We start from the raw sequence: 24915 nt of genomic DNA, 5'->3' as shown, positions 1-24915 counted from the left end.
GGTCACATCCGTTCGCCTCACGACCCGTTTCGCACACGCATCCGGCTGCGTACGGTCCGCAACCATTCACGATACGTGCCGGAGGCAACCCACACGGAGTGGATGACGGATTCTCCCGCCGCAAACCGGCGCCGGGCGCCTACGACTTGGGCCGGAAGGACCCGGTGAGCGTCTTCCAGGTGTCCGTGCGCAGGTCGCTGTCCCAGTTCTCGGCCTTCGCGGAGTACATCAGTCCGTAACCGAGGTGGTCGTTCACCACGAACCCCCGGTCGATGGTGCGGTACTTGGTGCCGCCGTCGTCGTAGGTGAACTCCCAGTCGGCGGTGTTCCAGCCGCGGTAGCCCACCTTCTCGATGCGGATCCTCTGGTACTGGGAACGCACCATGGAGCGCTCCTGGTTCTTCCAGTCCGCCACCGGGTCGTCCTTGGGTGAACCGGTCCAGCCGACGAGCAGCCTCTGCCCGTCCGGCCCGGTGTAGCGGTCACCGGCGCTGCCTGTGGACTTGTACGACCACCCCTCGGGCAGCCCGATCGAGTAGCCCTGCCCTCCCTTGTGGGTCGACACCACCGGCGCGCTCCCGCCGTCCTTCGAGCCGGACGAGCCGGTGGAGGAGTCACCGGCGGACGGGCTCGCGCCGGTGCCGGCGGCGTCGTCCGACGCCGACCCGGTGCTCGCGGACGCCTGGCTCGCCCCGTCCGTGCGCGACCCGTTGTCCGGGCTGCCCGAGCCGCCCTTGTCCTGCTTGGTGGACGCACTCGCGCTGACCACGGCCTTGGTACGGCCGCTGCCCTTGTCGTCCTTGCCGTCGCCGCCGAGCGTGAGGGCCAGCACGGTGCCCAGCACCGCGAGGACGATCACCACGGCGATGATCACCAGCGTGCGCCTGGGCACCACATCGGTCAGCGGCGCTCTCGGCACCGGCCGCGTCGGCAGGTCCAGGTCCGGCGGCGGCACCACGGGCCAGCCGGAACTCGGCTTGGCCGTGCCGGAGTTCGGCGTCCCGGGAGCGCCGGAGGCACCCGGGGCCACCGGCCGGCCGGCCGACCCGGCACCCGGCCTCCCGGAGGAGGGCGACGACGAGCCGGGCCGCGCCCCGCCCGAGACTGCACCGCCCGGACCGCCGGCACCGCCCGGACGCGCCGCACCGCCCGCACGCGCCGCACCGGTCCCGCCCGGCGCACCGCCGGTTTCGGGCGCGGCGGCCGTGTCGCTGCCGCCCTTCGCCCGCGCGGAGGCTGCGGCAGTGGCCGCGGCAGTGGCCGCTCCCGCGGCCTTGCGGACCGACCGCAGGGCTCCGCGCAGCTTCTCCGCGGCCTCCTCGCCCCGCTTGCCCTCGGGCGAGCCGGGCTGTGCCGGCAGCGGAACCACCCGGGTGGCGTCCATCGGCTCCGGCTCGGGCGCGTGGATCACCGCGTCGAGCATGGCCCGCGCCCCGGCGTCGTCGAGCCGCTTGGCCGGGTCCTTGGTGAGCAGGCCGTAGATGACGTCCCGGAGCGGGCCCGCGTTCTTCGGCTCCTCCAGCGGCTCGGTCATCACCGCGGTGAGCGTGGCGATCGCCGAACCCTTGTCGTAGGGCGGCAATCCCTCGACCGCCGCGTACAGCAGCCCGCCGAGCGACCACAGGTCGGCCGCCGGACCCGGCTTGTGTCCGCGGGCGCGCTCCGGGGAGATGTAGGAGGGAGCGCCGACGAGCATGCCCGTGGAGGTGATGGACGGGTCGCCCTCCACCTGCGCGATGCCGAAGTCGGTGAGCACGACCCGGCCGTCCTCGGCGATCAGCACGTTGGACGGCTTCACGTCCCGGTGCAGGATGCCCTCCCGGTGCGCGGAACGCAGCACGTCGAGGACCGCGAGCCCCACCTCGGCGGCGCGCTTCGGCTTCAGCAGGCCGTCCTCACGGATGACCTCGGCGAGGGACTTGCCCTCCACCAGCTCCATGACGATCCAGGGCCGGTCGTCCTCGTCGACCACGTCGAAGACCGTCACCGCGCTGTTGTTGCGGATCCGGGCGATCGCCTTGGCCTCGCGCAGGGTGCGCGTGATCAGGCGCCGCTTCTCCTCCTCGTCGATGTTCGACGGGAACCGCAGCTCCTTGACGGCGACCGTCCGGCCCAGGGTCTCGTCCTCGGCACGCCAGACCGTGCCCATGCCGCCCCGGCCCAGCACGTCTCCCAGCCGGTACCGCCCGGCGAGGAGACGCCGCTCGCTCTTGTCCCGACGAGTCTCCTGACGAGATGAGCCCGCCCGCTCCGCCTCCGACATGCGTCCCCTCATACAACCCGCCCTGACAGAGCCTCCATTGTCTCTCACCCGACAAGTGGCCGACGCCCAGGGTGCCCCTGCCCGCGGTCCGCCCGCCGCGCACCGGGAACCCGGCTGAAGCAGCCGTTCCGGTTACCGGGATGATGGCCGCGTGAAGGGAGGAACCGGGATGCCGACGCTTCGGACACTGCTGGCCATACCGGCGTCCCTGGTGCTGGCGCTCGCCCCGGCCGCCGCGCAGAACGCCCCGGTGGAGACCTCCCCCGCGGAGGCCGTCGACGCCGTGCTGCCGCTGCTCGTCACCGAGGGCGGCGCACCCGCCGCGGCCCTGCTGGCCCGGGACGGGACACACGCGCGCTACGCGGCGGCCGGCCCGGACATCGGCCGTACCGACCGCTTCCGCGCCGGAAGCATCACCAAGACGTTCGTCGCCACGGTCGTGCTCCAACTGGCTTCGGAGCACCGGCTGTCGCTGTCCGACACCGTGGAACAGCACCTGCCGGGCCTCCTCCGAGGGCACGGCACCGACGGCCGGCGCATCACCCTGTGCGCCCTGCTGACCCACACCAGCGGACTGGCCGACTTCACCGAAGCCACCCACGGCACCTTGCCCCTGACCCCGCCTCAGGCGGTACGCATCGCTCTCGCCCTCCCTCCGGCCCGCCCGGACCACTTCGCGTACTCCAGCACCAACTACGTCGTGCTCGGCATGGTCGTCCGGCAGGTCACCGGTCGCCCCTACGCGGCCGAGGCCGAGCGCCGCATCATCGCTCCGCTGGGTCTGACCGGTACCTCCTTCCCTGAATCCCGCACCGCACTGCCCTCGCCGCACGGCCGGGCCTTCGCGGCCGACGGCTCCGACGTCACCGAGCTCGACCCGCGCGTGGCCGGCGCGGCGGGTGAGCTGGTGACCACGCTGGCCGACCTCGACCGCTTCTACGCGGCGCTGCTGGACGGCCGGCTGCTGCCCCCGCGCCGGCTGCGCGAGATGCTCGCCACCCGTGCCGCACACGGCTCGTACGGCATGGGGCTGTTTCCGGTGAAGCTTCCGTGCGGCACCACGGTGTGGGGGCACAACGGCCGGATATCCGGGAGCTACGTGCGCAGCGCAGCCACCGCCGACGGCCGCCGTGTCCTCACCTTCCGGGTGAACACGGACGCGATCACAGACCCCCGCCTCGAACCGGCCCTGCTCGACGCCGAGTTCTGCCCTCGCATCTGGTAGAACGAGCGGATTCCGAACGAAGATCCCGGTTGACTACACCCGTTCGAGTGAAAGACCGGGTGCGGGGCCTCGTGAGGACGGGCCGAGGGACCGGGTGAGCCGTCCGGTCAGGTGAGCGGCACGATGTCCGGTGCCCCGAGCCGGGCCGCGTCCGCCGTCAGGTCGTCCGGCTGGCGCTGGGACTCCCGCTCGGCCTCCACCCGCTTCTCGTAGTGCTCGACCTCGCGCTCGATCTGGTCCTTGTCCCAGCCGAGGACCGGGGCCATCAACTCGGCCGCCTCCCGGGCGCTGCGGGTGCCCCGGTCGAACGTCTCGATGGAGATACGGGTGCGGCGGGTGAGGACGTCGTCCAGGTGCCGGGCGCCCTCGTGCGACGCCGCGTACACCACCTCGGCCCGCAGATAGTCGTCGGCGGCCTGCAGCGGCTCGCCCAGGGCGGGGTCGGCGGCGATGAGGTCGAGGATCTCCTCGGCCATCGAGCCGTACCGGTTCAGCAGGTGTTCGACGCGGACCACGTGCAGTCCGGTGCGGGCCGCGATCCGCGCTCGCGCGTTCCACAGCGCCTGGTAGCCCTCCGCACCGAGCAGCGGGGTCTCCTCCGTCACGCAGTCGGCGACACGCATGTCCAGGCCGTGCACGGCCTCGTCGACGGCGTCCTTGGCCATCACCCGGTACGTGGTGTACTTGCCGCCCGCGATCACGACCAGGCCGGGCGCCGGGTGGGCGACCGTGTGCTCGCGGGACAGCTTGCTGGTGGCGTCGGACTCCCCGGCGAGCAGCGGACGCAGACCGGCGTACACGCCCTGGACGTCGTCGCGGCCGAGCGGCACCGCGAGCACCGAGTTCACGTGCTCCAGCAGGTAGTCGATGTCGGCGCTGGACGCGGCCGGGTGGGCCTTGTCGAGGTCCCAGTCGGTGTCGGTGGTGCCGATGATCCAGTGCCGGCCCCAGGGGATGACGAACAGGACCGACTTCTCGGTGCGCAGGATCAGGCCGGTGGTGGAGTGGATGCGGTCCTTGGGCACGACCAGGTGGATGCCCTTGGAGGCGCGGACGTGGAACTGGCCGCGCTCGCCCACCATGGCCTGGGTGTCGTCGGTCCACACGCCGGTCGCGTTGACGACCTGCTTGGCGCGGATCTCGTACTCCCCGCCGCCCTCCACGTCCCGCACCCGGGCACCGACGACCCGCTCACCCTCGCGCAGGAACCCGGTCACGCGCGCGCGGTTGGCCACCTTCGCGCCGTAGGACGCCGCCGTGCGCACCAGGGTGGCGACGAAGCGGGCGTCGTCCATCTGCGCGTCGTAGTACTGCAGGGCGCCGACCAGCGCGTCCTTCTTCAGACAGGGGGCGACGCGCAGGGCGTGACGGCGGGTCAGGTGCCGGTGTATGGGCAGGCCCCGGCCGTGGCCGCGGGCCATGGACATCGCGTCGTAGAGCGCGACGCCGGAGCCCGCGTACAGCCGCTCCCAGCCCTTGTGCTGCAGCGGATAGAGGAACGGCACCGGTTTGACCAGGTGCGGGGCGAGCCGCTCCAGGAGCAGACCACGCTCCTTGAGGGCCTCGCGGACCAGGGCGAAGTCGAGCATCTCCAGATAGCGCAGACCGCCGTGGACCAGTTTGCTGGACCGGCTCGAGGTGCCGGACGCCCAGTCGCGGGCCTCGACCAGACCGGTGGACAGGCCGCGCGTGACCGCGTCCAGTGCGGTGCCCGCGCCGACGACGCCGCCGCCCACCACCAGCACGTCCAGCTCGCGCTCCGCCATCGCCGCCAGTGCCTCGGCGCGCTGCGCCGGCCCCAGAGTCGCTGTCCTCACCGCTGCCTCCCGCTGTCGCAGACTCGCTCGCGTCGGCCACACCCGGTGGGCGAAGCCCGGTTCATCCCCTCCTCATGCCCAAATTCTGACGGGGTTGCCCGACTTCAGCCACAACAGGCCTCCCACCCTGTGGACAACACGCTCACAACCACCGGAAGACACACGAACACAATCCCACATAACGGTCATATTTACTCCTAGTGTGACAGTGCGCTCGTACATGCTGTTCACAGCGGTTGCGCATCTGTCCCGCTTCGGCTACTGGTAAGGACGGCCCACGCCATGCCCGCAGACCTCGCCGTCATCGGACTCGGCCCCTTCGGCTTGCCGGTCGCCCAGGCCGCCGTCGCCGCAGGCATCCCCACCGTCGGCTACGCCACCGGCCCCGAGGTGGGCTCGCTCAGCCCCGCCGAGCTTCGCCGGATGCACGCGGCGGGCTTCCGTCCCGGCACTGATCCGGCCCAGCTCGGCCGGGTGCGCACGGCCGTGATCTGCGCGCCGACCCCGCGCGGCGCAGACGGCGGGCTCGACCTCGGCCAGGTGGAGGCGGCGGCCCGCACGCTCGCCGAGCGGCTGCGCCCGCACACCACGGTCATCCTGGAGTCGCCGGTGCTGCCCGGGACGACGGAGGAGTTCCTGCGCCCCCTGCTGGAGGAGGGCTCGGGGCTGCGCGCCGGACGCGACTTCCACCTCGCCTACTCCCCCAGCCGGGTCGACCCCGGCAACCGCGGCCACGCCCCCGCCGGCACGCCCAAGGTGATCGGCGGCCTCACCCCGGCCTGCACCGAGTCGGCCGCCGCGTTCTACGGCAGGCTCACCGACAAGGTGGTACGCGCGCGTGGGCTGCGCGAGGCGGAGACCGTGCAGCTGCTGGAGACCAACTTCCGGCACGTCAACATCGCGCTGGTCAACGAGATGGCCGTCCTCTGCCACGAGTTGGGCGTGGACCTGTGGGACGTCATCCGGTGCGCGGAGACGAAGCCGTTCGGCTTCCAGGCGTTCCGGCCGGGCCCGGGCGTCGGCGGTCACGGCGTCCCGCAGGACCTCACCGGGCACGCCACCCGCAGCCTGCGCATGGTGGAACTGGCCCAGCAGGTCAACAACCGGATGCCCCGCTACGTCGTGCAGCGCGCCGCCACGCTCCTCAACGAGCACGGCAAGTCCGCCCGTGGCGCGCGCGTGCTGCTGCTCGGCGTCACCTACAAGGCCGACGTCGCCGACCAGCAGGCCACGCCCGCGAACGAGGTCGCCACACGGCTGATGGGGCTGGGCGCCTCGGTGAGCTACCACGACCCCTACGTGGCCGCCTGGAGCGTCCAGGACCGCCCGGTCCCGCGCGCGGACTCCCTCTACGAGGCCGCCGCCGACGCCGATCTGACGATCCTGCTCCAGCAGCACCGCACGTACGACCTCCAAGGGCTGTCGGTGAAAGCCCAGTTGCTGCTGGACACGCGGGGGGCGACGCCCACGGGGGCCGCGCACCGGCTCTGAGGGCGGTCACGAACGGAAAACGGCCGGGGGCATTGTCGTCCCCGGCTGTTAGTCTCCCTCGGACTTGCCGCACACACGTGCGCGTACGTCTCCTTTTCCTTATTCCAGTTGCGCCACAGCACGGGGGGATTCCTGTCATGAGCCAGTCAGCTCCGCCACCACCGCAGTCCGAGCCGGTCGACGGCAACCCGTACGCCCAGCAGCCGCCGGCCGGGGCGCCGTACCCGCCGCAGCCGGGTGCCTTCGCCCCGCCGGCGGCGCCGCCCGCGCCGGTGAAGAACAACGTCGCCCTCGGCCTCGTCGCCGCGGTCGTCGCCGCCGTGGTCGTCGCCGGGCTCTACGGCCTCATCATCGGCGCCACCAAGCACGAGATCGGCTACGCGGCCGTCGGTGTCGGCTTCGTCGTCGGCCTCGCGGCCGGCAAGGCGGGCGGCCGCAACCCCGCCCTCCCCGTGATCAGCGCCGTCCTCGCGCTCGGCTCGGTCTACCTCGGCCAGCTGGTCGGCGAGGCCATGATCATCACCAAGCAGCTGCCCGTCAGCTTCAACGAGCTGTTCTTCCAGCACCTCGACGTGGTCCAGGAAGTCTGGAAGAAGGACGCCGACCCGCTGACGTTCCTCTTCTTCGCCATCGCCGCGTTCGCGGCGTTCTCGGGCGCCAAGAAGGCCGCCGCGTAAGGCACGCACACAACCGAAAGGGCCCGCCCACCGCTGACGGTGGCCGGGCCCTTCGCGTGCCGTGGGGTCAGCGGCGGTGCTGGCTGTCCGCCACCGTCACCTCGACCCGCTGGAACTCCTTCAGCTCGCTGTAGCCGGTCGTGGCCATCGCGCGGCGCAGGGCGCCGAACAGGTTCATCGAGCCGTCGGGGGTGTGCGACGGGCCGGTGAGGACCTCCTCGATCGTGCCCACCGTGCCCAGGTCGACCTTCTGGCCGCGGGGCAGCTCCTCGTTGACCGCCTCCATGCCCCAGTGGTGGCCCTTGCCGGGCGCGTCCGTGGCGCGGGCCAGCGGGGAGCCCATCATCACCGCGTCGGCACCGCAGGCGATCGCCTTGGGCAGGTCGCCGGACCAGCCCACGCCGCCGTCCGCGATGACGTGCACGTACCGGCCGCCGGACTCGTCCATGTAGTCACGGCGGGCCGCCGCCACGTCCGCGACGGCGGTCGCCATCGGGACCTGGATGCCCAGCACGTTGCGCGTGGTGTGCGCGGCGCCGCCGCCGAAGCCGACCAGGACACCGGCCGCGCCGGTGCGCATCAGGTGCAGGGCGGCGGTGTAGGTGGCGCAGCCGCCGACGATCACCGGGACGTCCAGCTCGTAGATGAACTGCTTCAGGTTCAGCGGCTCGTGCGAGGACGACACGTGCTCCGCGGAGACCGTCGTCCCGCGGATGACGAAGATGTCCACGCCCGCGTCGACGACCGCCTTGGAGAACTGGGCGGTGCGCTGCGGGGAGAGCGCCGCCGCCGTGACCACGCCGGAGTCGCGCACCTCCTTGATGCGGGCACCGATCAGCTCCTCCTTGATCGGGGCCGCGTAGATCTCCTGGAGGCGGCGCGTCGCCTGCTCGGCGGGCAGCTCGACGATCTCGTCCAGCAGCGGCTGCGGGTCCTCGTGCCGCGTCCACAGGCCCTCGAGGTTGAGGACGCCCAGGCCGCCCAGCTCTCCGATGCGGATCGCGGTGGCCGGGGAGACGACCGAGTCCATGGGAGCGGCCAGGAAGGGCAGCTCGAAGCGGTAGGCGTCGATCTGCCAGGCGATCGAGACCTCCTTCGGGTCCCGCGTACGGCGGCTGGGGACGACGGCGATGTCGTCGAAGGCGTACGCCCTGCGCCCGCGCTTGCCGCGCCCGATCTCGATCTCAGTCACGTCTTGGCCTTTCCCTGATGCGTTTCAGCGTCTTCCAGTATCGCCGACGGGTCGGACAGAAGCCCTCCGCAGGTACGACAAGGGCGGCCCCGGGTGCTCCGGGACCGCCCTCGCATGCCCTTCACGCGTGCGCGTGGGTCACTTCTTGCTGCTGTAGTTCGGCGCCTCGACCGTCATCTGGATGTCGTGCGGGTGGCTCTCCTTCAGACCCGCCGAGGTGATCCGGACGAAGCGGCCGTTGGTCTGCAGCTCCGGCACGGTGCCGCCGCCGACGTAGAACATCGACTGGCGCAGGCCGCCGACCAGCTGGTGGACGACCGAGGACAGCGGGCCGCGGTAGGGCACCTGGCCCTCGATGCCCTCGGGGATCAGCTGCTCGTCGGAGGCGACGCCCTCCTGGAAGTAGCGGTCCTTCGAGAACGACTTGCGGTCGCCGCGGGTCTGCATGGCGCCCAGCGAACCCATGCCGCGGTACGACTTGAACTGCTTGCCGTTGATGAACAGCAGCTCGCCCGGGGATTCCTCGCAGCCGGCGAGCAGCGAGCCGAGCATCACCGTGTCGGCGCCCGCGACCAGGGCCTTGGCGATGTCGCCGGAGTACTGCAGACCGCCGTCGCCGATCACCGGGACACCGGCGTCCTTGGCGGCGAGCGCGGCCTCGTAGATCGCGGTGACCTGCGGGACGCCGACGCCGGCGACCACGCGGGTCGTACAGATGGAGCCGGGGCCGACACCGACCTTGATGCCGTCGGCGCCCGCGTCGACCAGGGCCTGGGCGCCGTCGCGGGTGGCGACGTTGCCGCCGATGACGTCGACGCCGGACGAGTTCGACTTGATCTTGGCGATCATGTCGCCGACCAGGCGGGAGTGGCCGTGGGCGGTGTCCACGACGATGAAGTCGACGCCGGCCTCGATCAGGGCCTGGGCGCGCTCGAAGGCGTCACCGGCCACGCCGACCGCGGCACCGACCAGCAGGCGGCCGTCGGAGTCCTTGGCGGCGTTCGGGTACTTCTCCGCCTTGACGAAGTCCTTGACCGTGATCAGGCCCTTGAGGACGCCGCCCTCGTCCACCAGCGGCAGCTTCTCGATCTTGTGCTTGCGCAGCAGCTCCATGGCCTCCGGCCCGGAGATGCCGACCTTGCCGGTGACGAGCGGCATCGGGGTCATGACCTCGTGCACGCGGCGGCTGCGGTCGCTCTCGAAGGCCATGTCACGGTTGGTGACGATGCCGAGGAGCTTCTTGTCGCCGTCGGTCACCGGGACGCCGCTGATGCGGAACTTGGCGCACAGCGCGTCGGCCTCGGCGAGCGTGGCCTCCGGGTGGATGGTGATGGGGTCGCTGACCATGCCGGACTCGGAGCGCTTCACCAGGTCGACCTGGTTGGCCTGGTCCTCGATGGACAGGTTGCGGTGCAGGACACCGACGCCACCCTGGCGAGCCATCGCGATCGCCATGCGGGACTCGGTCACCTTGTCCATGGCGGCGGACAGCAGCGGGATGTTGACCCGCACGTTCTTGGAGACGTACGAGGCGGTGTCGATCTCGTCGGGCGCCATGTCCGACGCGCCCGGCAGCAGCAGCACGTCGTCGTAGGTCAGCCCGAGTGTCGCGAATTTACCGGGCACTCCGTCGACGTTGGCAGTCATGACACCTTCCCCAAATGGCCTTGATCGGTGCGGATGTCCATGCTAACGGGAAGCATCGCTAGCAAATTCCACGGTACGCGGTCACTTCAGGCTTCGTATGTTCGTACGGAACCGAGGGCGCACCTGTTCAGCGGAGGGCTACGACGGCTCCGCGCAGGCTGGTTACTGTTCGGCGAGCGCCCGCAGGCGGCTCAGGGCCCGGTGCTGGGCCACGCGGACCGCGCCGGGTGACATTCCCAACATCTGCCCGGTCTCCTCCGCGGTCAAGCCCACGGCGATGCGCAGCAGAAGCAGCTCGCGCTGGTTCTCCGGCAGGTTGGCCAGCAGCTTCTTGGCCCACTCGGCGTCGCTGCTGAGCAGGGCGCGCTCCTCGGGGCCGAGGGAGTCGTCGGGCCGCTCGGGCATCTCGTCGGAGGGCACCGCCGTCGAACCCGGGTGGCGCATGGCGGCGCGCTGCAGGTCGGCGACCTTGTGGGAGGCGATGGCGAAGACGAACGCCTCGAAAGGGCGCCCGGTGTCGCGATAGCGCGGCAGGGCGAGCAGGACCGCGACGCAGACCTCCTGGGCGAGGTCCTCGACGAAGTGGCGCGCGTCGCCCGGCAGCCGGGACAGCCGGGTGCGGCAGTAGCGCAGTGCCAGCGGGTGGACGTGCGCCAGCAGGTCGTGCGTGGCCTGCTCGTCGCCGTCGACGGCACGGTGGACGAGCGCACCGAACGCCCCGTGGGCCGTGCCCGCCTCGTCGTCGCGCATCGGTCCATCGTGCCTTGCGGCCGTCCGGTCCGTCGCATTGTGCTCGTGGTTGTGCACCGAAGCGTTATGAGCAGGTGCGCCGGCACTCATTCCCTGCGCCCTCCCCTTCCGCTCGACCGACTCGTCCCCGAGAGACTCCACATCTCAAGGATGCGGCATGCGCGCCGAAACGAGCAGCGCGCGTCCGGCGGGCCGTCTTGAACCCCGCCGAGAACCCCGCCCGCCGCGATGCCCGGCGGCGGCGTGCGCCCGCTGCGCGAACGGCACGCGCGCGTGCGCACCGGCTCGTGCCGACCGCGCCGACCTGGGCTCCGCCGGCCGACCGGACCGTCTCACCCCCGCGGGTGACGGCATCACCCGGGAGCACCGCAGCCACCGCTTCCGCGGACGGCCGGAATCCTCGTCCGGCACCGTCGGCACGCTCCTCGCGAGCGATCCCGTGGTCGTCGGCCCTGGGTGCCGACGACACGCCCCCGCGGCCGGCGGAGCCGCACCGAGACGCCCTCGCCGCCGGGAACCGCGTTCACCGGCCCCCGGGCGGGGGCGGGAGACGCCGGTACATCCGGCCGACCGAGGTGGAGGGTCGCGCTCCCAGGCGGACGGCGAGAACTCACGCGCACGCGTACGCCCTCGCGAGCGACGCCCGCGTGCACCCGCCGCCGGACACGGGCCGTGCCCACCGGTTCTGGTCCCGTGTGAGGGCGTACGCGCACGTGCATCGGCTCCGTGGCCGTACTGCTGCGTCCTGGGCGCGCGGGCGCCGAACGAGTGGTGTCCGGGGCTCGTGGGCGCCGAACGAGTGGCGTCCCGGGCCCGGCCTACGGGTGGGAGCGGGCGAGTGGTGCCCCGGGGCGCGCGGGCGTGCGCGCGGGACCCCCGGCCGTGCGGGCGCCCCGACGTTTCCGCCCGCCACCTCGGCCCCGGCACCCGGCACCCGGCCGCGACACGCCGGCACGGCTCCCGGCGCAGGATCCGGCGCAGGTCTCCCTGCGCCCACTGCTCCATCGCCCGGCCCCGCCACCCCGCCACACCCCGTCGGCACGATCGGAGTCCACGACCGCCACCCCGCACGCCTGCCTCTGCTCCTGCCCCTGCCCCTGCCCCTGCCGGACCATGTCCATGCGGAATCGGGGCGGAAGGGGCGTCGGGGTCGGGATCGGCGGGATCGGCGGGCGGGTGGCGAGGGAGAGGTGCTCGGCTGCTGCCCCGCAGGGCTGTGCACGTCCTACCGGACCAGTCCCCAGCGGAATCCGAGCGCCACCGCGTGGGCCCGGTCCGAGGCGCCGAGCTTCTTGAACAGGCGGCGGGCGTGCGTCTTCACGGTGTCCTCGGAGAGGAACAGCTCGCGGCCGATCTCGGCGTTGGAGCGGCCGTGGCTCATGCCCTCCAGGACCTGGATCTCGCGCGCGGTGAGCGTGGGCGCGGCGCCCATCTCGGCCGAGCGGAGACGGCGGGGTGCCAGCCGCCAGGTCGGGTCGGCGAGGGCCTGCGTCACCGTGGCGCGCAGCTCCGCGCGGGAGGCGTCCTTGTGCAGGTACCCCCGGGCACCGGCGGCGACCGCGAGGGCCACGCCGTCCAGGTCCTCGGCGACGGTGAGCATGATGATGCGCGCGCCCGGGTCGGCGGACAGCAGCCGGCGCACGGTCTCCACGCCGCCCAGTCCGGGCATGCGCACGTCCATCAGGATGAGATCGGAGCGGTCGGCGCCCCAGCGGCGGAGGACTTCCTCGCCGTTGGCCGCCGTCGTCACGCGCTCGACACCGGGCACGGTCGCGACCGCGCGGCGGAGCGCCTCTCGGGCAAGCGGGGAGTCGTCGCAGACGAGGACGGATGTCATGACCGCCCTCCGCAGCTGATGCGCGTCACCTTGAGCCTCCAGGCTGGTACGGATTCGTCACCTGTGCGGTCGACCGTCTCGGACGCCTGCCCGAGCGCTTCTGTTTTCAACCGCCTCCGCACTCTCAACGACGGTCACTCGAAAGAGTTACGGGGCTGCGTGCCGTCTTCGGCACTCTACGTGAGGGCGTCGACACGGTGCAGACATGGCCGCCGGACCCTCAACTTTTCATCACAACCTATGCCCCATTCAGCTGCTTTTCTTCCCGTTTCGTGGTGTTCGGGGCTAGATTCGCAATGAGTCATATTTACATCTCCTTAGACCGGAGATGTACGGTCGTTGGCACCGTATCCGCCCAGAACGGCTACAAGGGGTCACGTAATGGCAGATTTCTCCCGCCTTCCCGGACCGAACGCTGACCTGTGGGACTGGCAGCTGCTGGCTGCCTGCCGCGGGGTGGACAGCTCGCTCTTCTTCCACCCGGAAGGTGAGCGCGGGGCGGCTCGGAGCGCTCGCGAGAACTCGGCCAAAGAGGTCTGCATGAGGTGCCCCGTCCGTGCGGAGTGCGCGGCGCACGCGCTGGCGGTGCGCGAGCCGTACGGCGTGTGGGGCGGCCTGACCGAGGACGAGCGTGAAGAGTTGATGGGACGGGCACGGAACCGTCTGGTGTCGGCGTCGACGACCAGCGGCAACACTGCTCCGAACCACTGAAGGAACGTTTCTGCAATCTCACCGGCGGGCACGCGCGCGCGTGCCCGTTGCCTCGTGCCCGCGTGCCCCCGTATCCCCCGCTGCCGCTACTTCCGCCCGGCCACCCGGGCCAGCTGCTCCAGCGTCGCCGCCACGGCCGGCACCTGTGCCAGGTCGGGCAGGGTCAGGGCGACGATCTCCCGCCGTACCGCCGGTTCCAGCCGTACCGTGCGCACCCCCCTCGGCCGTACCGACTCCACCGCCAGCTGCGGCAGTACGGCGACCCCGAGACCCGCGCCGACCAGGCCGACCACCGCCGGATAGTCGTCCGTCGCGAAGTCGATACGGGGGGTGAAGCCGGCTCCCTCGCACACCTCCACCAGCTGGCCGCGGCAGCGCGGACAGCCCGCGATCCACGGCTCCCGGGCCAGCTCGCCGATGGCGACGGCCTCCGCGCGCGCGAGCCGGTGCCGCTCGGGCACCAGGGCCACCAGTCGGTCCGTCAGCAGGGGCCGTACGACCAGGTCGTCCCAGTCCTCGGCGACCGCCGCTCCCTCGTACCGGAAGGCCAGGGCCAGGTCGCAGTCGCCCTCGCGCAGCAGGGCGACCGACTTCGGGGGCTCGGCCTCCTCCAGGGAGACGCGGGTGCCGGGGTGGGCGGCGCGCAGGGCGGCCAGGGCGGTGGGGACCAGGGTGGAGCTGCCGCTCGGGAAGGAGACCAGCCGGACCCGGCCCGCCCTGAGGCCCGCGATGGCGGCGACCTCCTCCTCGGCCGCGGTGAGCCCGGCGAGGATCCCGGAGGCGTGCCGGACCAGGGCCTCCCCGGCCTGGGTCAGGCGCATCTCGCGGCCGGTGCGGACCAGCAGCGGGGTGCCGACCGAGGCCTCCAGGGCCTTCATCTGCTGGCTGACGGCGGGCTGGGTGCAGCCCAGTTCGCGGCCCGCCGCCGAGAAGGAACCGGTGGTGGCGACGGCGCGCAGGACGCGGAGATGACGAGCCTCGATCACCCCTTGAGCATAAGGCCGCCTTGGGGCAGGCGTCCCATACCCGCTCGACGCTTTGAGGTCCGCTCCCGTACCGTGCGGTCATGAAGCTTCTCTCGGTCAATCTGGGCCTCCCCCGGCCGGTGCCGTACACGGACCAGCCGCAGGGGGTGACGGGCATCGACAAGCAGCCGGTCGACGGCCCGGTGCGGGTGGCGGCTCCGGGCCCCAGGGGGACCGGCGGCAGCGGACTGGCCGGGGACGCGGTGTGCGACCTGCGCCATCATGGCGGGGACGACCAGGCGGTGTACGCCTACGCGCGCGAGGACCTCGACGAGTGGGGGCGCGAGCTGGGCCGGTCGCTGGTCAACGGCTGCTTCGGGGAGAACCTCACGACGGCCGGCCTCCAGGTCTCCCGGGCGCTGATCGGCGAGCGCTGGCGGATCGGTCCCGAGCTGGTGCTGGAGGTGACCTCGGGGCGGATTCCGTGCCGCACGTTCCAGGGCCATCTGGGCGAGCGGGGATGGGTGAAGAGGTTCACCCGGAAGGGCGCGACCGGGGCCTACCTGCGAGTGATCGCACCGGGCGAGATACGCCCGGGCGACGGCATCGAGATCGTGCACCGGCCGGACCACGGTGTGACGGCGGAGATGCAGTTCCGCGCGGTCACCACGGAGCGGGAGCTGCTGCCCCGGGTGCTGGCCGCCGGCGAGGCGCTGCACGCGGAGACGCTGGCGGCCGCCCGCAAGTACGAGGCGTCCCGGACCCGGTGAGGGGCTGTCACCGGCAGCGGACGCTGTCGGTCCGGGTCACTACCCTTGGGTCATGACAACGGCTCTGATTACGGGATCGACCGCGGGGATCGGTGCCGCGTTCGCGCGGCGGCTGGCGGCTGACGGGCATGACCTGGTCCTGGTGGCGCGGGACACCGGCCGGCTGCGCGAGCAGGCGACGGAACTGCACGACCGGCACGGCATCGTGGTGGAGGTGCTGAGCGCCGACCTGTCCGAGGACAAGGGCATCGAGACGGTGGCCGACCGGCTCGGCGACCGGAGGAACCCGGTCGACCTGCTGATCAACAACGCCGGCTTCGGCAACAAGGGCCGCTATCTGGAAGTCCCGATGGCGGACGAGCTGAAGATGCTCAAGGTGCACTGCGAGGCGGTGCTGCGGCTGACGTCGGCGGCGACGGAGGCGATGCGCGAGCGCGGCCGGGGCGGGGTCGTCAACGTCGCCTCGGTGGCCGCGTTCGTCCCCCGGGGCACCTACGGCGCGTCCAAGGCGTGGGTCGTGCAGTTCACCCAGGGCGCGGCCAAGGACCTGGCGGGCAGCGGGGTCCGGCTGATGGCGCTGTGCCCCGGCTTCGTGCGGACGGAGTTCCACGAGCGGGCCGGGATGGGCACGGACAACATCCCCGGCTGGATGTGGCTGGACGCCGACAAGCTGGTCGCGGCGGCGCTGGCGGACCTCGCGCGCGGCAGGACGCTGTCGATCCCCGACCCGCGCTACAAGGCGCTGATGGGCCTGGTGAAGGTGACCCCGCGCGGGCTGCTGGGCGGGATCTCCTCCAGGACGGGGCGCAAGTACGGCCCGCAGTGACGGGGGGGTGCCGCCGGCGGTCCGGTGCGAAAATGGGCGTGACACGACCGGACCATGGGGGGCCGGAGGCGGTGGCATGACGTTCGTACAGCTCATCGAGTGCAGGACGAGCCGGCTGGACGAGATGAACCGGCTCATGGACGACTGGGTCAGGCGGACCAAGGGCAGGCGCACGGCCACGCACGCGCTGGTCGCCCAGGACCGCTCGGACGCGGCGCACGTCGTCGAAGTGGTGGAGTTCCCGTCGTACGAGGACGCGATGCGGAACTCGAACCTCCCGGAGACCGACAAGATCTTCCGGGAGATGGTCGCCCTGTGTGACGAGATGCCCTCGTTCACCGATCTGGACGTCGTGCGGGACGAGCGGCTGGCCGAGGACACCGTGCGGCGGTTCTTCGAGGCGCTCGCGACCGCGGGCGAGCTGCCCCCGCTCAACGACCTGCTGGACGAGGACGTTCACAGCCACGATCCGGTGAACCCGCAGGACACCATCGGCCTGGACAACGCGCGCAGCGAGTACCGGATGTGGCGGGGCGGCTTCGACTTCGCCTTCACGATCGAGGACGTGCTGGCCCAGGACGACCGGGCCTGCGCGCGCTGGACGTGGAGCGCCACGCACAAGGGCGACTTCCTGGGGATCCCGCCCACCGGCCGGCGGGTCACGATGACCGGGATGACGCTGTTCCGCTTCGGCGCCGACGGCAAGATCGCCGAGACCTGGTGGCAGCACGACCAGCTGGGGCTGATGCAGCAGCTGGGGGCGCTGGACGAGCTGGAGCAATAACGGGTTCGGATTGCCCCCGGCCCCTTGATCCCGGGGCCGCGATCATGAGATCTTGCGGCCTGGCCGACCCCGCCGAGCGTGGCGGGTCGCGTAAGCACCGATCTCCCTGCTGGACAGGTAAGGGGGTCTTCGTTCCTCAGGAGGCCCTTGTGCACGCCATCGAAGCAGCCGTCACGCCCCTCAACTGGGACCTTTACCGGACCGCGGTCGTCGGCATCCGCTTCCGGGACCGGACGGTCCGCGTCGAGCCCCGTCCTTCGGGCACGACCCAGGGATCCTTCCCGGAGCCGGCCGGCGGCTCGCCCGTCCATGTGATCACCGCCTGGAACCCCCTCGGCCGTACCGCGTCGGCCGACGCCAACGCGCGCGCCCAGCGCCTGCTGTCCGACGAGATCCACCGCCGGGGTCTCACCTGGTGGTCCGCGGAGGGCGGCGACGTGCACGGCACCCACCGCGAGGAGAGCGTCGCCGTCGTCGGCCTGAGCGACACCGCCGCGCGCGGCCTCGGGCGCCGCTTCGGCCAGGACGCGGTCTTCGCCTGGACCCCCGGCGCCTGGCGTGTCCTCGCGTGCGGCACCGGCGCCGCGTCGGTGAGCGGGTGGGCGGCGTTCGAGAGCGCTGCGGCAGGCGTCTTCCCGGTCCACCGGCCGAACGGGGCGGGGCCGACGGCTTCCCGGCCGAGGTGACGGACGTACGCGACCGTTCCGGTGAGCGGTGCGCACCCGCCGCAACCGGGCACGGCGCCGCACCAACGCACGGTGCCCAGTCCCCCGCAGGGAACTGGGCACCGTCGGCTCAGCTCAGCCGAAGCTCAGCGCTGCGCTCAGTGGGCGTGGCCGTGGCCGTGGCCCGCGGCGGCCGGCTCTTCCTCTTCCTTCTTCTCGACGACCAGGGTCTCGGTCGTGAGCAGCAGGGAGGCGATGGAGGCGGCGTTCTCCAGGGCGGAGCGGGTGACCTTCACCGGGTCGATGACGCCGGACTTGACCAGGTCGCCGTACTCGCCGGTGGCGGCGTTGTAGCCGTTGCCCTTCTCGAGCTCGGCCACCTTGGAGACGATGACGTAGCCCTCCAGGCCGGCGTTCTCGGCGATCCAGCGCAGCGGCTCGACGGCGGCGCGGCGGACGACCGCGACACCGGTGGCCTCGTCGCCGGTCTTGCCGAGGTTGCCCTCGAGGACCTTGACGGCGTGGACCAGGGCGGAGCCACCACCGGAGACGATGCCCTCCTCGACCGCGGCGCGGGTCGCGGAGATGGCGTCCTCCAGACGGTGCTTCTTCTCCTTCAGCTCCACCTCGGTGGCGGCGCCGACCTTGATCACGCACACGCCGCCGGCCAGCTTCGCGAGGCGCTCCTGGAGCTTCTCGCGGTCCCAGTCGGAGTCGGTGTTCTCGATCTCGGCCTTGATCTGCGCGACGCGGCCGGTGAGGTCCTCGGACTTGCCGGCACCCTCGACGATCGTGGTGTCGTCCTTGGTGACGGTGACGCGGCGGGCGGAGCCGAGCACGTCGATGCCGACCTGGTCGATCTTGAGACCGACCTCCTCGGAGATGACGGTGGCGCCGGTGAGGACGGCCATGTCCTGCAGCATCGCCTTGCGGCGGTCGCCGAAGCCCGGGGCCTTCACGGCGACGGCGTTGAAGGTGCCGCGGATCTTGTTGACGACCAGGGTCGACAGGGCCTCGCCCTCGACGTCCTCGGCGATGATCAGCAGCGGCTTGGAGGCACCCGCCTGGATGACCTTCTCCAGCAGCGGCAGCAGGTCCGCGATGGCGGAGATCTTGCCCTGGTGGATCAGGATGTACGGGTCGTCGAGGACGGCCTCCATGCGCTCCTGGTCCGTGACGAAGTACGGCGACAGGTAGCCCTTGTCGAAGGCCATGCCCTCGGTGAAGTCCAGCTCCAGACCGAAGGTGTTGGACTCCTCGACGGTGATGACACCGTCCTTGCCGACCTTGTCCATCGCCTCGGCGATGAGCTCGCCGACCTGCTGGTCCTGGGCGGACAGCGCGGCGACGGCGGCGATGTCGGACTTCTCGTCGATCGGGCGGGCGGTCGCGAGGAGGTCCTCGGAGACGGCGGCGACGGCCGCGTCGATGCCCTTCTTCAGCAGGGCCGGGGAGGCACCGGCGGCGACGTTCTTCAGGCCCTCGCGCACCAGCGCCTGGGCGAGCACGGTGGCGGTGGTGGTGCCGTCACCCGCGATGTCGTTGGTCTTGGTCGCCACCTCCTTCACCAGCTGGGCGCCGAGGTTCTCGTACGGGTCCTCGATCTCCACCTCACGGGCGATGGTGACACCGTCGTTGGTGATGGTGGGGGCGCCGAACTTCTTGTCGATGACGACGTTGCGGCCCTTGGGGCCGATCGTCACCTTCACCGTGTCGGCCAGCTTGTTGACGCCGCGCTCAAGGGCGCGACGGGCGTCCTCGTCGAACTTCAGAATCTTCGCCATGACAGCGGAAGCCCTCTCGGAAATCTGTGGGAGTAAAGACAACTGCGCCCCGGGCGCCCGGCTTCGTTATCGGTCGCGGGGGCCAGGGGCGCAGCTCAAGAGCAGAAAATGCTCGAGGTGATTACTTCTCGATGATCGCGAGCACGTCGCGAGCCGAGAGGACGAGGTACTCCTCGCCGTTGTACTTCACCTCGGTGCCGCCGTACTTGCTGTACAGGACGACGTCGCCGACCTTGACGTCGAGCGGAAGACGCTCGCCGTTCTCGAAGCGGCCCGGGCCCACGGCGAGGACGGCGCCCTCCTGGGGCTTCTCCTTCGCGGTGTCCGGGATGACCAGGCCAGAGGCGGTGGTCTGCTCGGCGTCGAGCGGCTGGACCACGATGCGGTCCTCGAGCGGCTTGATGGCAACCTTGGAGCTGGTGGTCGTCACGATCCGACCTCCCCCTTCGGAGATCTCACGGGGTTAACTGTCTGAGGTGGCGACCAGGTGGATCCGTCGTCGCGGGTGCCGGACCTGCCCGTCGCGTGTTGGCACTCTCCGGTGGTGAGTGCCAGAGCCGAGACTATGACCGCGATTAGCACTCGGTCAAGCGGAGTGCCAATGCCGTGCGGCGCGTCGGCCGAAGACGGGCCATGCCGGGTCCGCCGCCGGCCGCCGCTCAGTTCAGATAGTCCTCCAGCCGCCCCACCGTCAGCCCCCTCTGCTGCGCCCCCCGCAGCACCCGCACCGTGCGTTCCCGCAGGGTCGGCCCCGACGTCTCGTCCGGGCCGACCAGGACGATGTCGCCGGGGCGCAGGTGGTGGACGCCGTGGGTGTAGACGAGGTCGGTCGGGGTCATGGCGGCGCGCCACAGGACGATCGCCGAGATGCCGCAGCCGGCCGCCGCGTGCAGCGTCGTGCCGTCGTACGCGCCGTAGGGCGGCCGGAAGAGCCGGGGACGGACACCGAAGTGGGCGCGGAGCCGGTCCTGCTGGCCGCAGATCTCGGCGCGCTGGCCGGCGTACGGAAGTCCGGCGAGGGCCCGGTGGTCGAGGGTGTGGTTCTGGATGCCGGCGCCGAGCGCGCGCAGCCGGCCGAAGTGGCCGTAGCCGGGGCCGACGATGCTGTCGGTGAGGAACACGCTGACGGGGAGCCGCAGTTCGCGGACCATGTCGACGAAGCGGGGATCCTGCTCGGAGCCGTCGTCGTAGGTGAGGAAGACGACGGGGTCACGGGTGGGAACGTGGTCGACGACGCGGGGCAGCGCCCGGCCGCCCGCGTGCGGGGTGAGGACGAGGGCGCGGGCGGGGGGCCGGGGCGGGGGCGGCAGGGGCTCGGTCAGCCCCCAGCGGCGGTAGGGCTGGTCGGGCGACGGGCCGTGCGGGTGCACTTGCTCCGCGGCCTTCTTGCCGAGGCGTTCGATGGGGTCGACGGACTGCGCGCAGCCCGCGAGGAGGAGGGTCGCGGCGAGGACGGCGGCCGGGCCCCGGCCGCGCGGCGAGCGCCGCCCGGAGCCGGCCCGTGCCGTCCCGCCCGGCCGGCTCCTCCCGGGCGTCACAGGTAGTCCTCCAGGCGGGCCACGGCGTAGCCCTCGCGCGTGACCTTGTCCAGGAAGCGGCGCATGTCGTCGACCATCGTGCCGTTCCAGTCGTCCCGGCCGCGAAAGTGGGTGAGGACGATGTCGCCGCGGCGCAGCTTCTGGTCGTCCTCGCGGTACTCCCAGTGGTCGACGAAGACCTCCTCGTTCCAGATCGGCGCGTACTTGATGCCGCAGGTCTTGGCGGCGATCAGGGTGTCCTGGTTGTAGTTGCCGTAGGGCGGGCGGAAGACCTTCGGGCGCTCGCCGAACTGCTTCTCCATGATGTCCTGCATGCCGCAGATCTCCTTCTTCTGCTCCTCGTAGGACAGGCCCGGCAGGTACGGGTGGTGGAGGGTGTGGTTGTTGAGGGTGTGGCCGTAGGACTGCATCCGGCGGAAGTAGCCGTAGTCGTCCTTGACCAGGTAGTTGCTGAGGAAGGCGGTGTACGGGATCTTCAGTTCCCGCATCATCTGCAGGAACCGGGGGTCCTTCTCCGAGCCGTCGTCGATGGTGAGGAAGACGATCTTCTGCTTGGTGGGGACGGTGGTGAAGACCGGGGGCAGGTACCAGTCCTCCTGGTGGTCCACCTCGAAGCCGGCCCGGGCGGTGATGACCGGTTTCTTCGCGGGCGGCGGCGGGGGCGTGAGCGGGACTTGTTGCAGCCCCCAGCGCTTGGCCGCGGCGACCAGGCGGGCGTGTTCGGTCAACTGCCCGGCGTGCGGGCCGGGATGGGCGGGGGCGCCCTGTCCGGGTGCGGCGCCGGCACGGGAGTCCTCCCCCGCGCAGCCGGAGAGCAGGGCGGTGGAGGCCAGTGCGGCGGCACAGCAGCCGACGGCCAGTTTCCGGGCGCGGGCGCCGGCACCCGCCCCCCAGCGTGCCCGGTATTTGTCATTTTGTAGTACTAGTCGCATGGTGCCGGATCCTCCCAGGCCACGGCCCCGAACCCCGGGCGACACCGCCGCCACAGGCGCACCATCCACCGACTGGCCCACAATGACCCGGTGAACGACCTCGCTCTCCTCCTCACCCCCGAAGGCCGCGCCCTCCTCGACGAGGTCCGCGACACCGCGCCCGCACAGGAGCTGGCCGTCGCCACCCGGCTGCGCCGCGACCACCCGGCGGAGCTGGTGTCGGCCGCGCTCGGCCAGGCCCGGCTGCGGCAGCGGGCGGCGGCGAAGTTCGCGGCCGAGGACGCCGGGCGGATGTTCTTCACGCCGAACGGGGTCGAGCAGTCGACGCGGGCGAGCGTGGCGGCCTACCGGGCGGCCCGGCTGAGGGACTCGGGGGTGACCTCGGTCGCCGACCTGTGCTGCGGGATCGGCGGCGACGCGATCGAACTGGCGCGGGCCGGCATCCGGGTGCTGGCCGTGGACCGGGACCCGTTGACGGCGGCGGTGGCGCGGGCGAACGCCGAGGCGCTGGGGCTCGCCGGCCTGATCGAGGTCCGGGAGGCGGACGTCACGGAGGTCGCCACCGCCGGGTACGACGCGGTGTTCGTGGACCCGGCGCGGCGCGGCGGACGCGGCAGGATCTTCGACCCCGAGGCGTACTCGCCGCCCCTGTCCTGGGCGGTCGCCGCCGCGCTCGGCGCGCCCCGCGCGGCCCTGAAGATCGCCCCGGGCATCCCGCACGAGGCCGTGCCCGCCGAGGCCGAGGCGGAGTGGATCTCCGACGGCGGGGACGTGAAGGAGGCGGTGCTCTGGTTCGGGACCGGGGCGCCGGGGGCCGTACGGGCCACGCTGCTGCCCGGCCCGCGCACGCTGCTCGGCCGAGGGCTGCCCGATCCCGGGGTCCGGCCGGTGGGGCGGTACCTGTACGAGCCCGACGGTGCCGTGATCCGCGCGCATCTGGTCGCGGAGGTGGCCGAGGAGGTCGGCGGCGGGCTCGTCGACCCGACCATCGCGTACGTCACGGCCGACGTGCTGCGGGCCACGCCGTACGCCTCGGCCTACGAGATCACCGACCATCTGCCCTTCAACGTCAAGAAGTTGAAGGCGCTGCTGCGGGAGCGCGAGGTCGGCACGCTGACCGTGAAGAAGCGCGGCTCCGCGGTCGAGCCCGAGGAGCTGCGCCGCAAGGTGAAGCCTCAGGGGCCGAACGCGGCGACCGTGTTCCTCACCCGGGTCGCGGGAGCCCCGGCCATGCTGATCGGGTCCCCCGTCGAGCCGTCGGCCACCGCCGGTGGAGCGCCCTGAGCGGCACCGAGGGGGACGGAGTCACGAGGAGCACGCGTCCGCCCTGCTCAGCAGCAGGGCCCGTGCCTTCTCGTTGCCGGTCAGCGCGGCCGCCCGCAGGAACTCCTCGCGGGCCTCCGCGGTGCGCCCGAGCCGGGCCAGCAGATCGCCGCGGACGCTGGGCAGCAGGTGGTACTCGCGCAGGGCGGGCGCGCCGGCCAGGGCGTCCACCAGCTCCAGGCCCGCCGCCGGTCCCTCGGCCATGGAGACGGCGACCGCCCGGTTCAGCTCGACCACCGGGGACGGCGCGCGCGCCGCCAGCAGGCCGTACAGGGTGGCGATGGCGCGCCAGTCGGTCTCCTCGTAGGTGTACGCGTGCGCGTGGCAGGCGGCGATGGCGGCCTGCAGGGCGTACGGGCCGGGCGGGCCCGCGGCCGTGGCGTCGGCGCGGGCGAGGGCCTGGATGCCGCGGGCGATCAGCATGCGGTTCCAGCGGCGCCGGTTCTGGTCCCTGAGCAGCACGGGGGTGCCGTCGGGGCGGGTGCGGGCGGCGGACCGGGACGCCTGGAACTCCAGCAGCGAGGTCAGGGCGTGCACCTCGGGCTCCTTGGGCATCAGCGCGGACAGCACGCGGGCCAGCCGCAGCGCGTCCTCGCACAGGCCGGGGCGCAGCAGGTCGTCGCCGGCAGTGGCCGCGTACCCCTCGTTGAAGACCAGGTAGATGACGTCCAGGACGGAGCCGAGGCGGGCGGCGCGGTCGGGGCCGTACGGCACCTCGAAGGCGACGTTCCTCTTCGCCAGCGTGCGCTTGGCGCGGACGATGCGCTGGGCGATCGTCGCTTCCGGGACCAGGTAGGCGCGGGCGATCTCGGCCGTCGTGAGACCGCCGAGCAGGCGCAGGGTGAGCGCGGTGCGGGCCTCGGGGGACAGCACCGGGTGGCAGGTGGTGAAGACGAGCCGCAGCAGGTCGTCGTCGATGTCGTCCGGGTCGGCGGGTTCCTCGGGCGGGGCCGCCTCGGAGAGGTCGCGGCCGATCTCGGCGAGCTTGCGGGCGTAGGTCTCGCGGCGCCGGATCAGGTCGACGGCGCGGTGCCGGGCGGTGGCCATGAGCCAGGCGCCGGGGTTGTCGGGCACGCCGTCCCGGGGCCACCGCTCCAGCGCGGCGACCAGGGCGTCCTGCGCCAGCTCCTCGGCGATGCCGACGTCCCGGACGATCCGGGCGACACCGGCGACGATCCTCGGGGACTCCAGTCGGAAGACCGTCTCGATGGCCTGGGTGGTGCCGGGCCGGGCGGTGGTGGGCCGGGCGGTGCCGGGCCGGGTGGTGGGCTGCTGTTCCACAACCCACCACTCAACACCCCCGCGCCCGTGAGGCCAAGGAATGCTCAGCCCTCGGCGATCTCCCGCACCTCACAGGTCACGGTCCAGAAGTCCTCGTGGACCTGCAGGAACCGCTTGGTCCACTCCAGGGCCTCGGCCTTGTCCTTGCACTGCATGATCGCGTAGCCGCCGACGACCTCCTTGGACTCGGTGAACGGCCCGTCGGTGACGGAGAGCTTCCCGCCCTCCCAGGTCACCCGGGTGCCCTGGGCGGTCGGGGTGAGGCCGGCGGTGTCGAGCATGACACCGGCCTTGGTGACCTCCTCGATCAGCTCGCCCATCCGTCGCATCAGCTCCTCGCTGGGGCCCTCGGCGGGCGCGGAGGACTCGTCGATGCGCACGAGGGACAGGTAGCGGGGCATGGTGACTCCTTCGGTCGGTCCGGTCGGTCCGGTCGG

Annotated in this window: 22 protein-coding genes; 9 read left to right on the top strand and 13 right to left on the bottom strand. The window is 72.1% G+C overall.

Going from position 1 to position 24915, the window contains the following annotated elements:
• Positions 1 to 139 precede the first annotated feature (139 nt).
• The gene (locus AB0N17_RS30295) at positions 140 to 2263 is read right to left on the bottom strand and encodes a serine/threonine-protein kinase (RefSeq protein WP_366014734.1); all 2124 of its coding nucleotides are present in this window, start codon (positions 2261 to 2263) and stop codon (positions 140 to 142) included.
• 169 nt (positions 2264 to 2432) lie between these two features.
• On the opposite strand from AB0N17_RS30295, the gene AB0N17_RS30290 reads away from it, so the two are divergent.
• Positions 2433 to 3488 carry a serine hydrolase domain-containing protein gene (locus AB0N17_RS30290; protein ID WP_366014733.1) on the top strand — a complete coding sequence of 352 codons (1056 nt, stop codon included), beginning with the start codon at positions 2433 to 2435 and terminating at the stop codon, positions 3486 to 3488.
• A 107-nt stretch (positions 3489 to 3595) separates the two neighbouring features.
• On the opposite strand, the gene AB0N17_RS30285 is transcribed toward AB0N17_RS30290, so the two are convergent.
• Positions 3596 to 5305, bottom strand: a complete 1710-nt coding sequence (locus AB0N17_RS30285) for a glycerol-3-phosphate dehydrogenase/oxidase (RefSeq protein ID WP_366014731.1) — start codon at positions 5303 to 5305, stop codon at positions 3596 to 3598.
• Positions 5306 to 5587: 282 nt separating this feature from the next.
• Here AB0N17_RS30285 and AB0N17_RS30280 point away from each other — a divergent pair, with 282 nt between their 5' ends.
• Positions 5588 to 6796: a nucleotide sugar dehydrogenase gene (locus tag AB0N17_RS30280; RefSeq protein ID WP_366014730.1), complete on the top strand. Its 1209-nt coding sequence runs from the start codon at positions 5588 to 5590 to the stop codon at positions 6794 to 6796.
• Between the two features lie 137 nt (positions 6797 to 6933).
• Complete coding sequence (locus tag AB0N17_RS30275; protein WP_366014729.1) at positions 6934 to 7473, top strand: hypothetical protein; 540 nt, start codon at positions 6934 to 6936, stop codon at positions 7471 to 7473.
• 67 nt (positions 7474 to 7540) lie between these two features.
• On the opposite strand, the gene AB0N17_RS30270 is transcribed toward AB0N17_RS30275, so the two are convergent.
• From AB0N17_RS30270 to AB0N17_RS30255, 4 genes are all read right to left on the bottom strand, one after another.
• Positions 7541 to 8665: a GuaB3 family IMP dehydrogenase-related protein gene (locus AB0N17_RS30270; protein ID WP_366014728.1), complete on the bottom strand. Its 1125-nt coding sequence runs from the start codon at positions 8663 to 8665 to the stop codon at positions 7541 to 7543.
• A gap of 138 nt (positions 8666 to 8803) precedes the next feature.
• Positions 8804 to 10312 (bottom strand): IMP dehydrogenase, encoded by a 1509-nt coding sequence (guaB, locus tag AB0N17_RS30265; protein ID WP_366014727.1) that lies wholly within the window; start codon positions 10310 to 10312, stop codon positions 8804 to 8806.
• 162 nt (positions 10313 to 10474) lie between these two features.
• Positions 10475 to 11062 (bottom strand): sigma-70 family RNA polymerase sigma factor, encoded by a 588-nt coding sequence (locus AB0N17_RS30260; RefSeq protein ID WP_100827787.1) that lies wholly within the window; start codon positions 11060 to 11062, stop codon positions 10475 to 10477.
• Between the two features lie 1225 nt (positions 11063 to 12287).
• Positions 12288 to 12899, bottom strand: coding sequence for a response regulator transcription factor (locus AB0N17_RS30255; RefSeq protein WP_003948568.1), 612 nt, complete (start codon positions 12897 to 12899; stop codon positions 12288 to 12290).
• Positions 12900 to 13280: 381 nt separating this feature from the next.
• On the opposite strand from AB0N17_RS30255, the gene AB0N17_RS30250 reads away from it, so the two are divergent.
• The gene (locus AB0N17_RS30250; protein ID WP_366014726.1) at positions 13281 to 13610 is read left to right on the top strand and encodes a WhiB family transcriptional regulator; all 330 of its coding nucleotides are present in this window, start codon (positions 13281 to 13283) and stop codon (positions 13608 to 13610) included.
• A gap of 86 nt (positions 13611 to 13696) precedes the next feature.
• On the opposite strand, the gene AB0N17_RS30245 is transcribed toward AB0N17_RS30250, so the two are convergent.
• Positions 13697 to 14596, bottom strand: coding sequence for a LysR family transcriptional regulator (locus AB0N17_RS30245; protein ID WP_366014724.1), 900 nt, complete (start codon positions 14594 to 14596; stop codon positions 13697 to 13699).
• Positions 14597 to 14676: 80 nt separating this feature from the next.
• On the opposite strand from AB0N17_RS30245, the gene AB0N17_RS30240 reads away from it, so the two are divergent.
• The 4 genes from AB0N17_RS30240 (at position 14677) to AB0N17_RS30225 (ending at position 17641) form a co-directional block, all read left to right on the top strand.
• Entirely contained in the window at positions 14677 to 15345 is a 669-nt protein-coding gene (locus tag AB0N17_RS30240) for an MOSC domain-containing protein (RefSeq protein WP_366014723.1), read from the top strand.
• 52 nt (positions 15346 to 15397) lie between these two features.
• On the top strand, positions 15398 to 16171 hold the full coding sequence (locus AB0N17_RS30235) for an SDR family oxidoreductase (protein WP_366014722.1): 774 nt from the start codon (positions 15398 to 15400) through the stop codon (positions 16169 to 16171).
• A 76-nt stretch (positions 16172 to 16247) separates the two neighbouring features.
• Entirely contained in the window at positions 16248 to 16955 is a 708-nt protein-coding gene (locus AB0N17_RS30230; RefSeq protein ID WP_366014721.1) for an ester cyclase, read from the top strand.
• A gap of 149 nt (positions 16956 to 17104) precedes the next feature.
• Entirely contained in the window at positions 17105 to 17641 is a 537-nt protein-coding gene (locus AB0N17_RS30225) for a DUF3293 domain-containing protein (protein ID WP_366014720.1), read from the top strand.
• A gap of 137 nt (positions 17642 to 17778) precedes the next feature.
• Here the strand turns inward: AB0N17_RS30225 and groL are convergent, their stop codons facing one another.
• The 4 genes from groL to AB0N17_RS30205 all read right to left on the bottom strand — a co-directional run bounded on the left by groL (position 17779) and on the right by AB0N17_RS30205 (position 21874).
• A complete protein-coding gene (gene groL / locus AB0N17_RS30220; RefSeq protein WP_366014719.1) occupies positions 17779 to 19404 on the bottom strand; it encodes a chaperonin GroEL in 1626 nt (541 codons plus the stop codon).
• Positions 19405 to 19525: 121 nt separating this feature from the next.
• Positions 19526 to 19834 carry a co-chaperone GroES gene (gene groES / locus AB0N17_RS30215; protein ID WP_020132158.1) on the bottom strand — a complete coding sequence of 103 codons (309 nt, stop codon included), beginning with the start codon at positions 19832 to 19834 and terminating at the stop codon, positions 19526 to 19528.
• Positions 19835 to 20063: 229 nt separating this feature from the next.
• Positions 20064 to 20807 (bottom strand): polysaccharide deacetylase family protein, encoded by a 744-nt coding sequence (locus AB0N17_RS30210; protein ID WP_366014772.1) that lies wholly within the window; start codon positions 20805 to 20807, stop codon positions 20064 to 20066.
• A 131-nt stretch (positions 20808 to 20938) separates the two neighbouring features.
• Positions 20939 to 21874: a polysaccharide deacetylase family protein gene (locus tag AB0N17_RS30205; RefSeq protein WP_366014718.1), complete on the bottom strand. Its 936-nt coding sequence runs from the start codon at positions 21872 to 21874 to the stop codon at positions 20939 to 20941.
• A 90-nt stretch (positions 21875 to 21964) separates the two neighbouring features.
• Between AB0N17_RS30205 and AB0N17_RS30200 the strand changes: the two genes are divergently transcribed.
• Positions 21965 to 23158 carry a class I SAM-dependent methyltransferase gene (locus AB0N17_RS30200; RefSeq protein ID WP_366014717.1) on the top strand — a complete coding sequence of 398 codons (1194 nt, stop codon included), beginning with the start codon at positions 21965 to 21967 and terminating at the stop codon, positions 23156 to 23158.
• Positions 23159 to 23179: 21 nt separating this feature from the next.
• On the opposite strand, the gene AB0N17_RS30195 is transcribed toward AB0N17_RS30200, so the two are convergent.
• Positions 23180 to 24406, bottom strand: a complete 1227-nt coding sequence (locus AB0N17_RS30195; protein WP_366014771.1) for a sigma-70 family RNA polymerase sigma factor — start codon at positions 24404 to 24406, stop codon at positions 23180 to 23182.
• 116 nt (positions 24407 to 24522) lie between these two features.
• Complete coding sequence (locus AB0N17_RS30190; protein ID WP_366014716.1) at positions 24523 to 24879, bottom strand: YciI family protein; 357 nt, start codon at positions 24877 to 24879, stop codon at positions 24523 to 24525.
• Between the last annotated feature and the right edge of the window lie 36 nt (positions 24880 to 24915).

Source organism: Streptomyces sp. NPDC051133 (assembly GCF_040682635.1).
Classification (GTDB): Bacteria; Actinomycetota; Actinomycetes; order Streptomycetales; family Streptomycetaceae; genus Streptomyces.
This window is presented reverse-complemented; position numbering and strand designations above follow the sequence as displayed.

What these genes read in the sequence shown, in the direction of transcription:
- AB0N17_RS30295 (WP_366014734.1), bottom strand. Translation starts at nt 2,263, where the DNA reads ATGTCGGAGGCGGAGCGGGCGGGCTCATCTCGTCAGGAGACTCGTCGG.
- AB0N17_RS30290 (WP_366014733.1), top strand. Translation starts at nt 2,433, where the DNA reads ATGCCGACGCTTCGGACACTGCTGGCCATACCGGCGTCCCTGGTGCTG.
- AB0N17_RS30280 (WP_366014730.1), top strand. Translation starts at nt 5,588, where the DNA reads ATGCCCGCAGACCTCGCCGTCATCGGACTCGGCCCCTTCGGCTTGCCG.
- AB0N17_RS30275 (WP_366014729.1), top strand. Translation starts at nt 6,934, where the DNA reads ATGAGCCAGTCAGCTCCGCCACCACCGCAGTCCGAGCCGGTCGACGGC.
- guaB (WP_366014727.1), bottom strand. Translation starts at nt 10,312, where the DNA reads ATGACTGCCAACGTCGACGGAGTGCCCGGTAAATTCGCGACACTCGGG.
- AB0N17_RS30260 (WP_100827787.1), bottom strand. Translation starts at nt 11,062, where the DNA reads ATGCGCGACGACGAGGCGGGCACGGCCCACGGGGCGTTCGGTGCGCTC.
- AB0N17_RS30255 (WP_003948568.1), bottom strand. Translation starts at nt 12,899, where the DNA reads ATGACATCCGTCCTCGTCTGCGACGACTCCCCGCTTGCCCGAGAGGCG.
- AB0N17_RS30250 (WP_366014726.1), top strand. Translation starts at nt 13,281, where the DNA reads ATGGCAGATTTCTCCCGCCTTCCCGGACCGAACGCTGACCTGTGGGAC.
- AB0N17_RS30240 (WP_366014723.1), top strand. Translation starts at nt 14,677, where the DNA reads ATGAAGCTTCTCTCGGTCAATCTGGGCCTCCCCCGGCCGGTGCCGTAC.
- AB0N17_RS30235 (WP_366014722.1), top strand. Translation starts at nt 15,398, where the DNA reads ATGACAACGGCTCTGATTACGGGATCGACCGCGGGGATCGGTGCCGCG.
- AB0N17_RS30230 (WP_366014721.1), top strand. Translation starts at nt 16,248, where the DNA reads ATGACGTTCGTACAGCTCATCGAGTGCAGGACGAGCCGGCTGGACGAG.
- groL (WP_366014719.1), bottom strand. Translation starts at nt 19,404, where the DNA reads ATGGCGAAGATTCTGAAGTTCGACGAGGACGCCCGTCGCGCCCTTGAG.
- AB0N17_RS30205 (WP_366014718.1), bottom strand. Translation starts at nt 21,874, where the DNA reads ATGCGACTAGTACTACAAAATGACAAATACCGGGCACGCTGGGGGGCG.
- AB0N17_RS30190 (WP_366014716.1), bottom strand. Translation starts at nt 24,879, where the DNA reads ATGCCCCGCTACCTGTCCCTCGTGCGCATCGACGAGTCCTCCGCGCCC.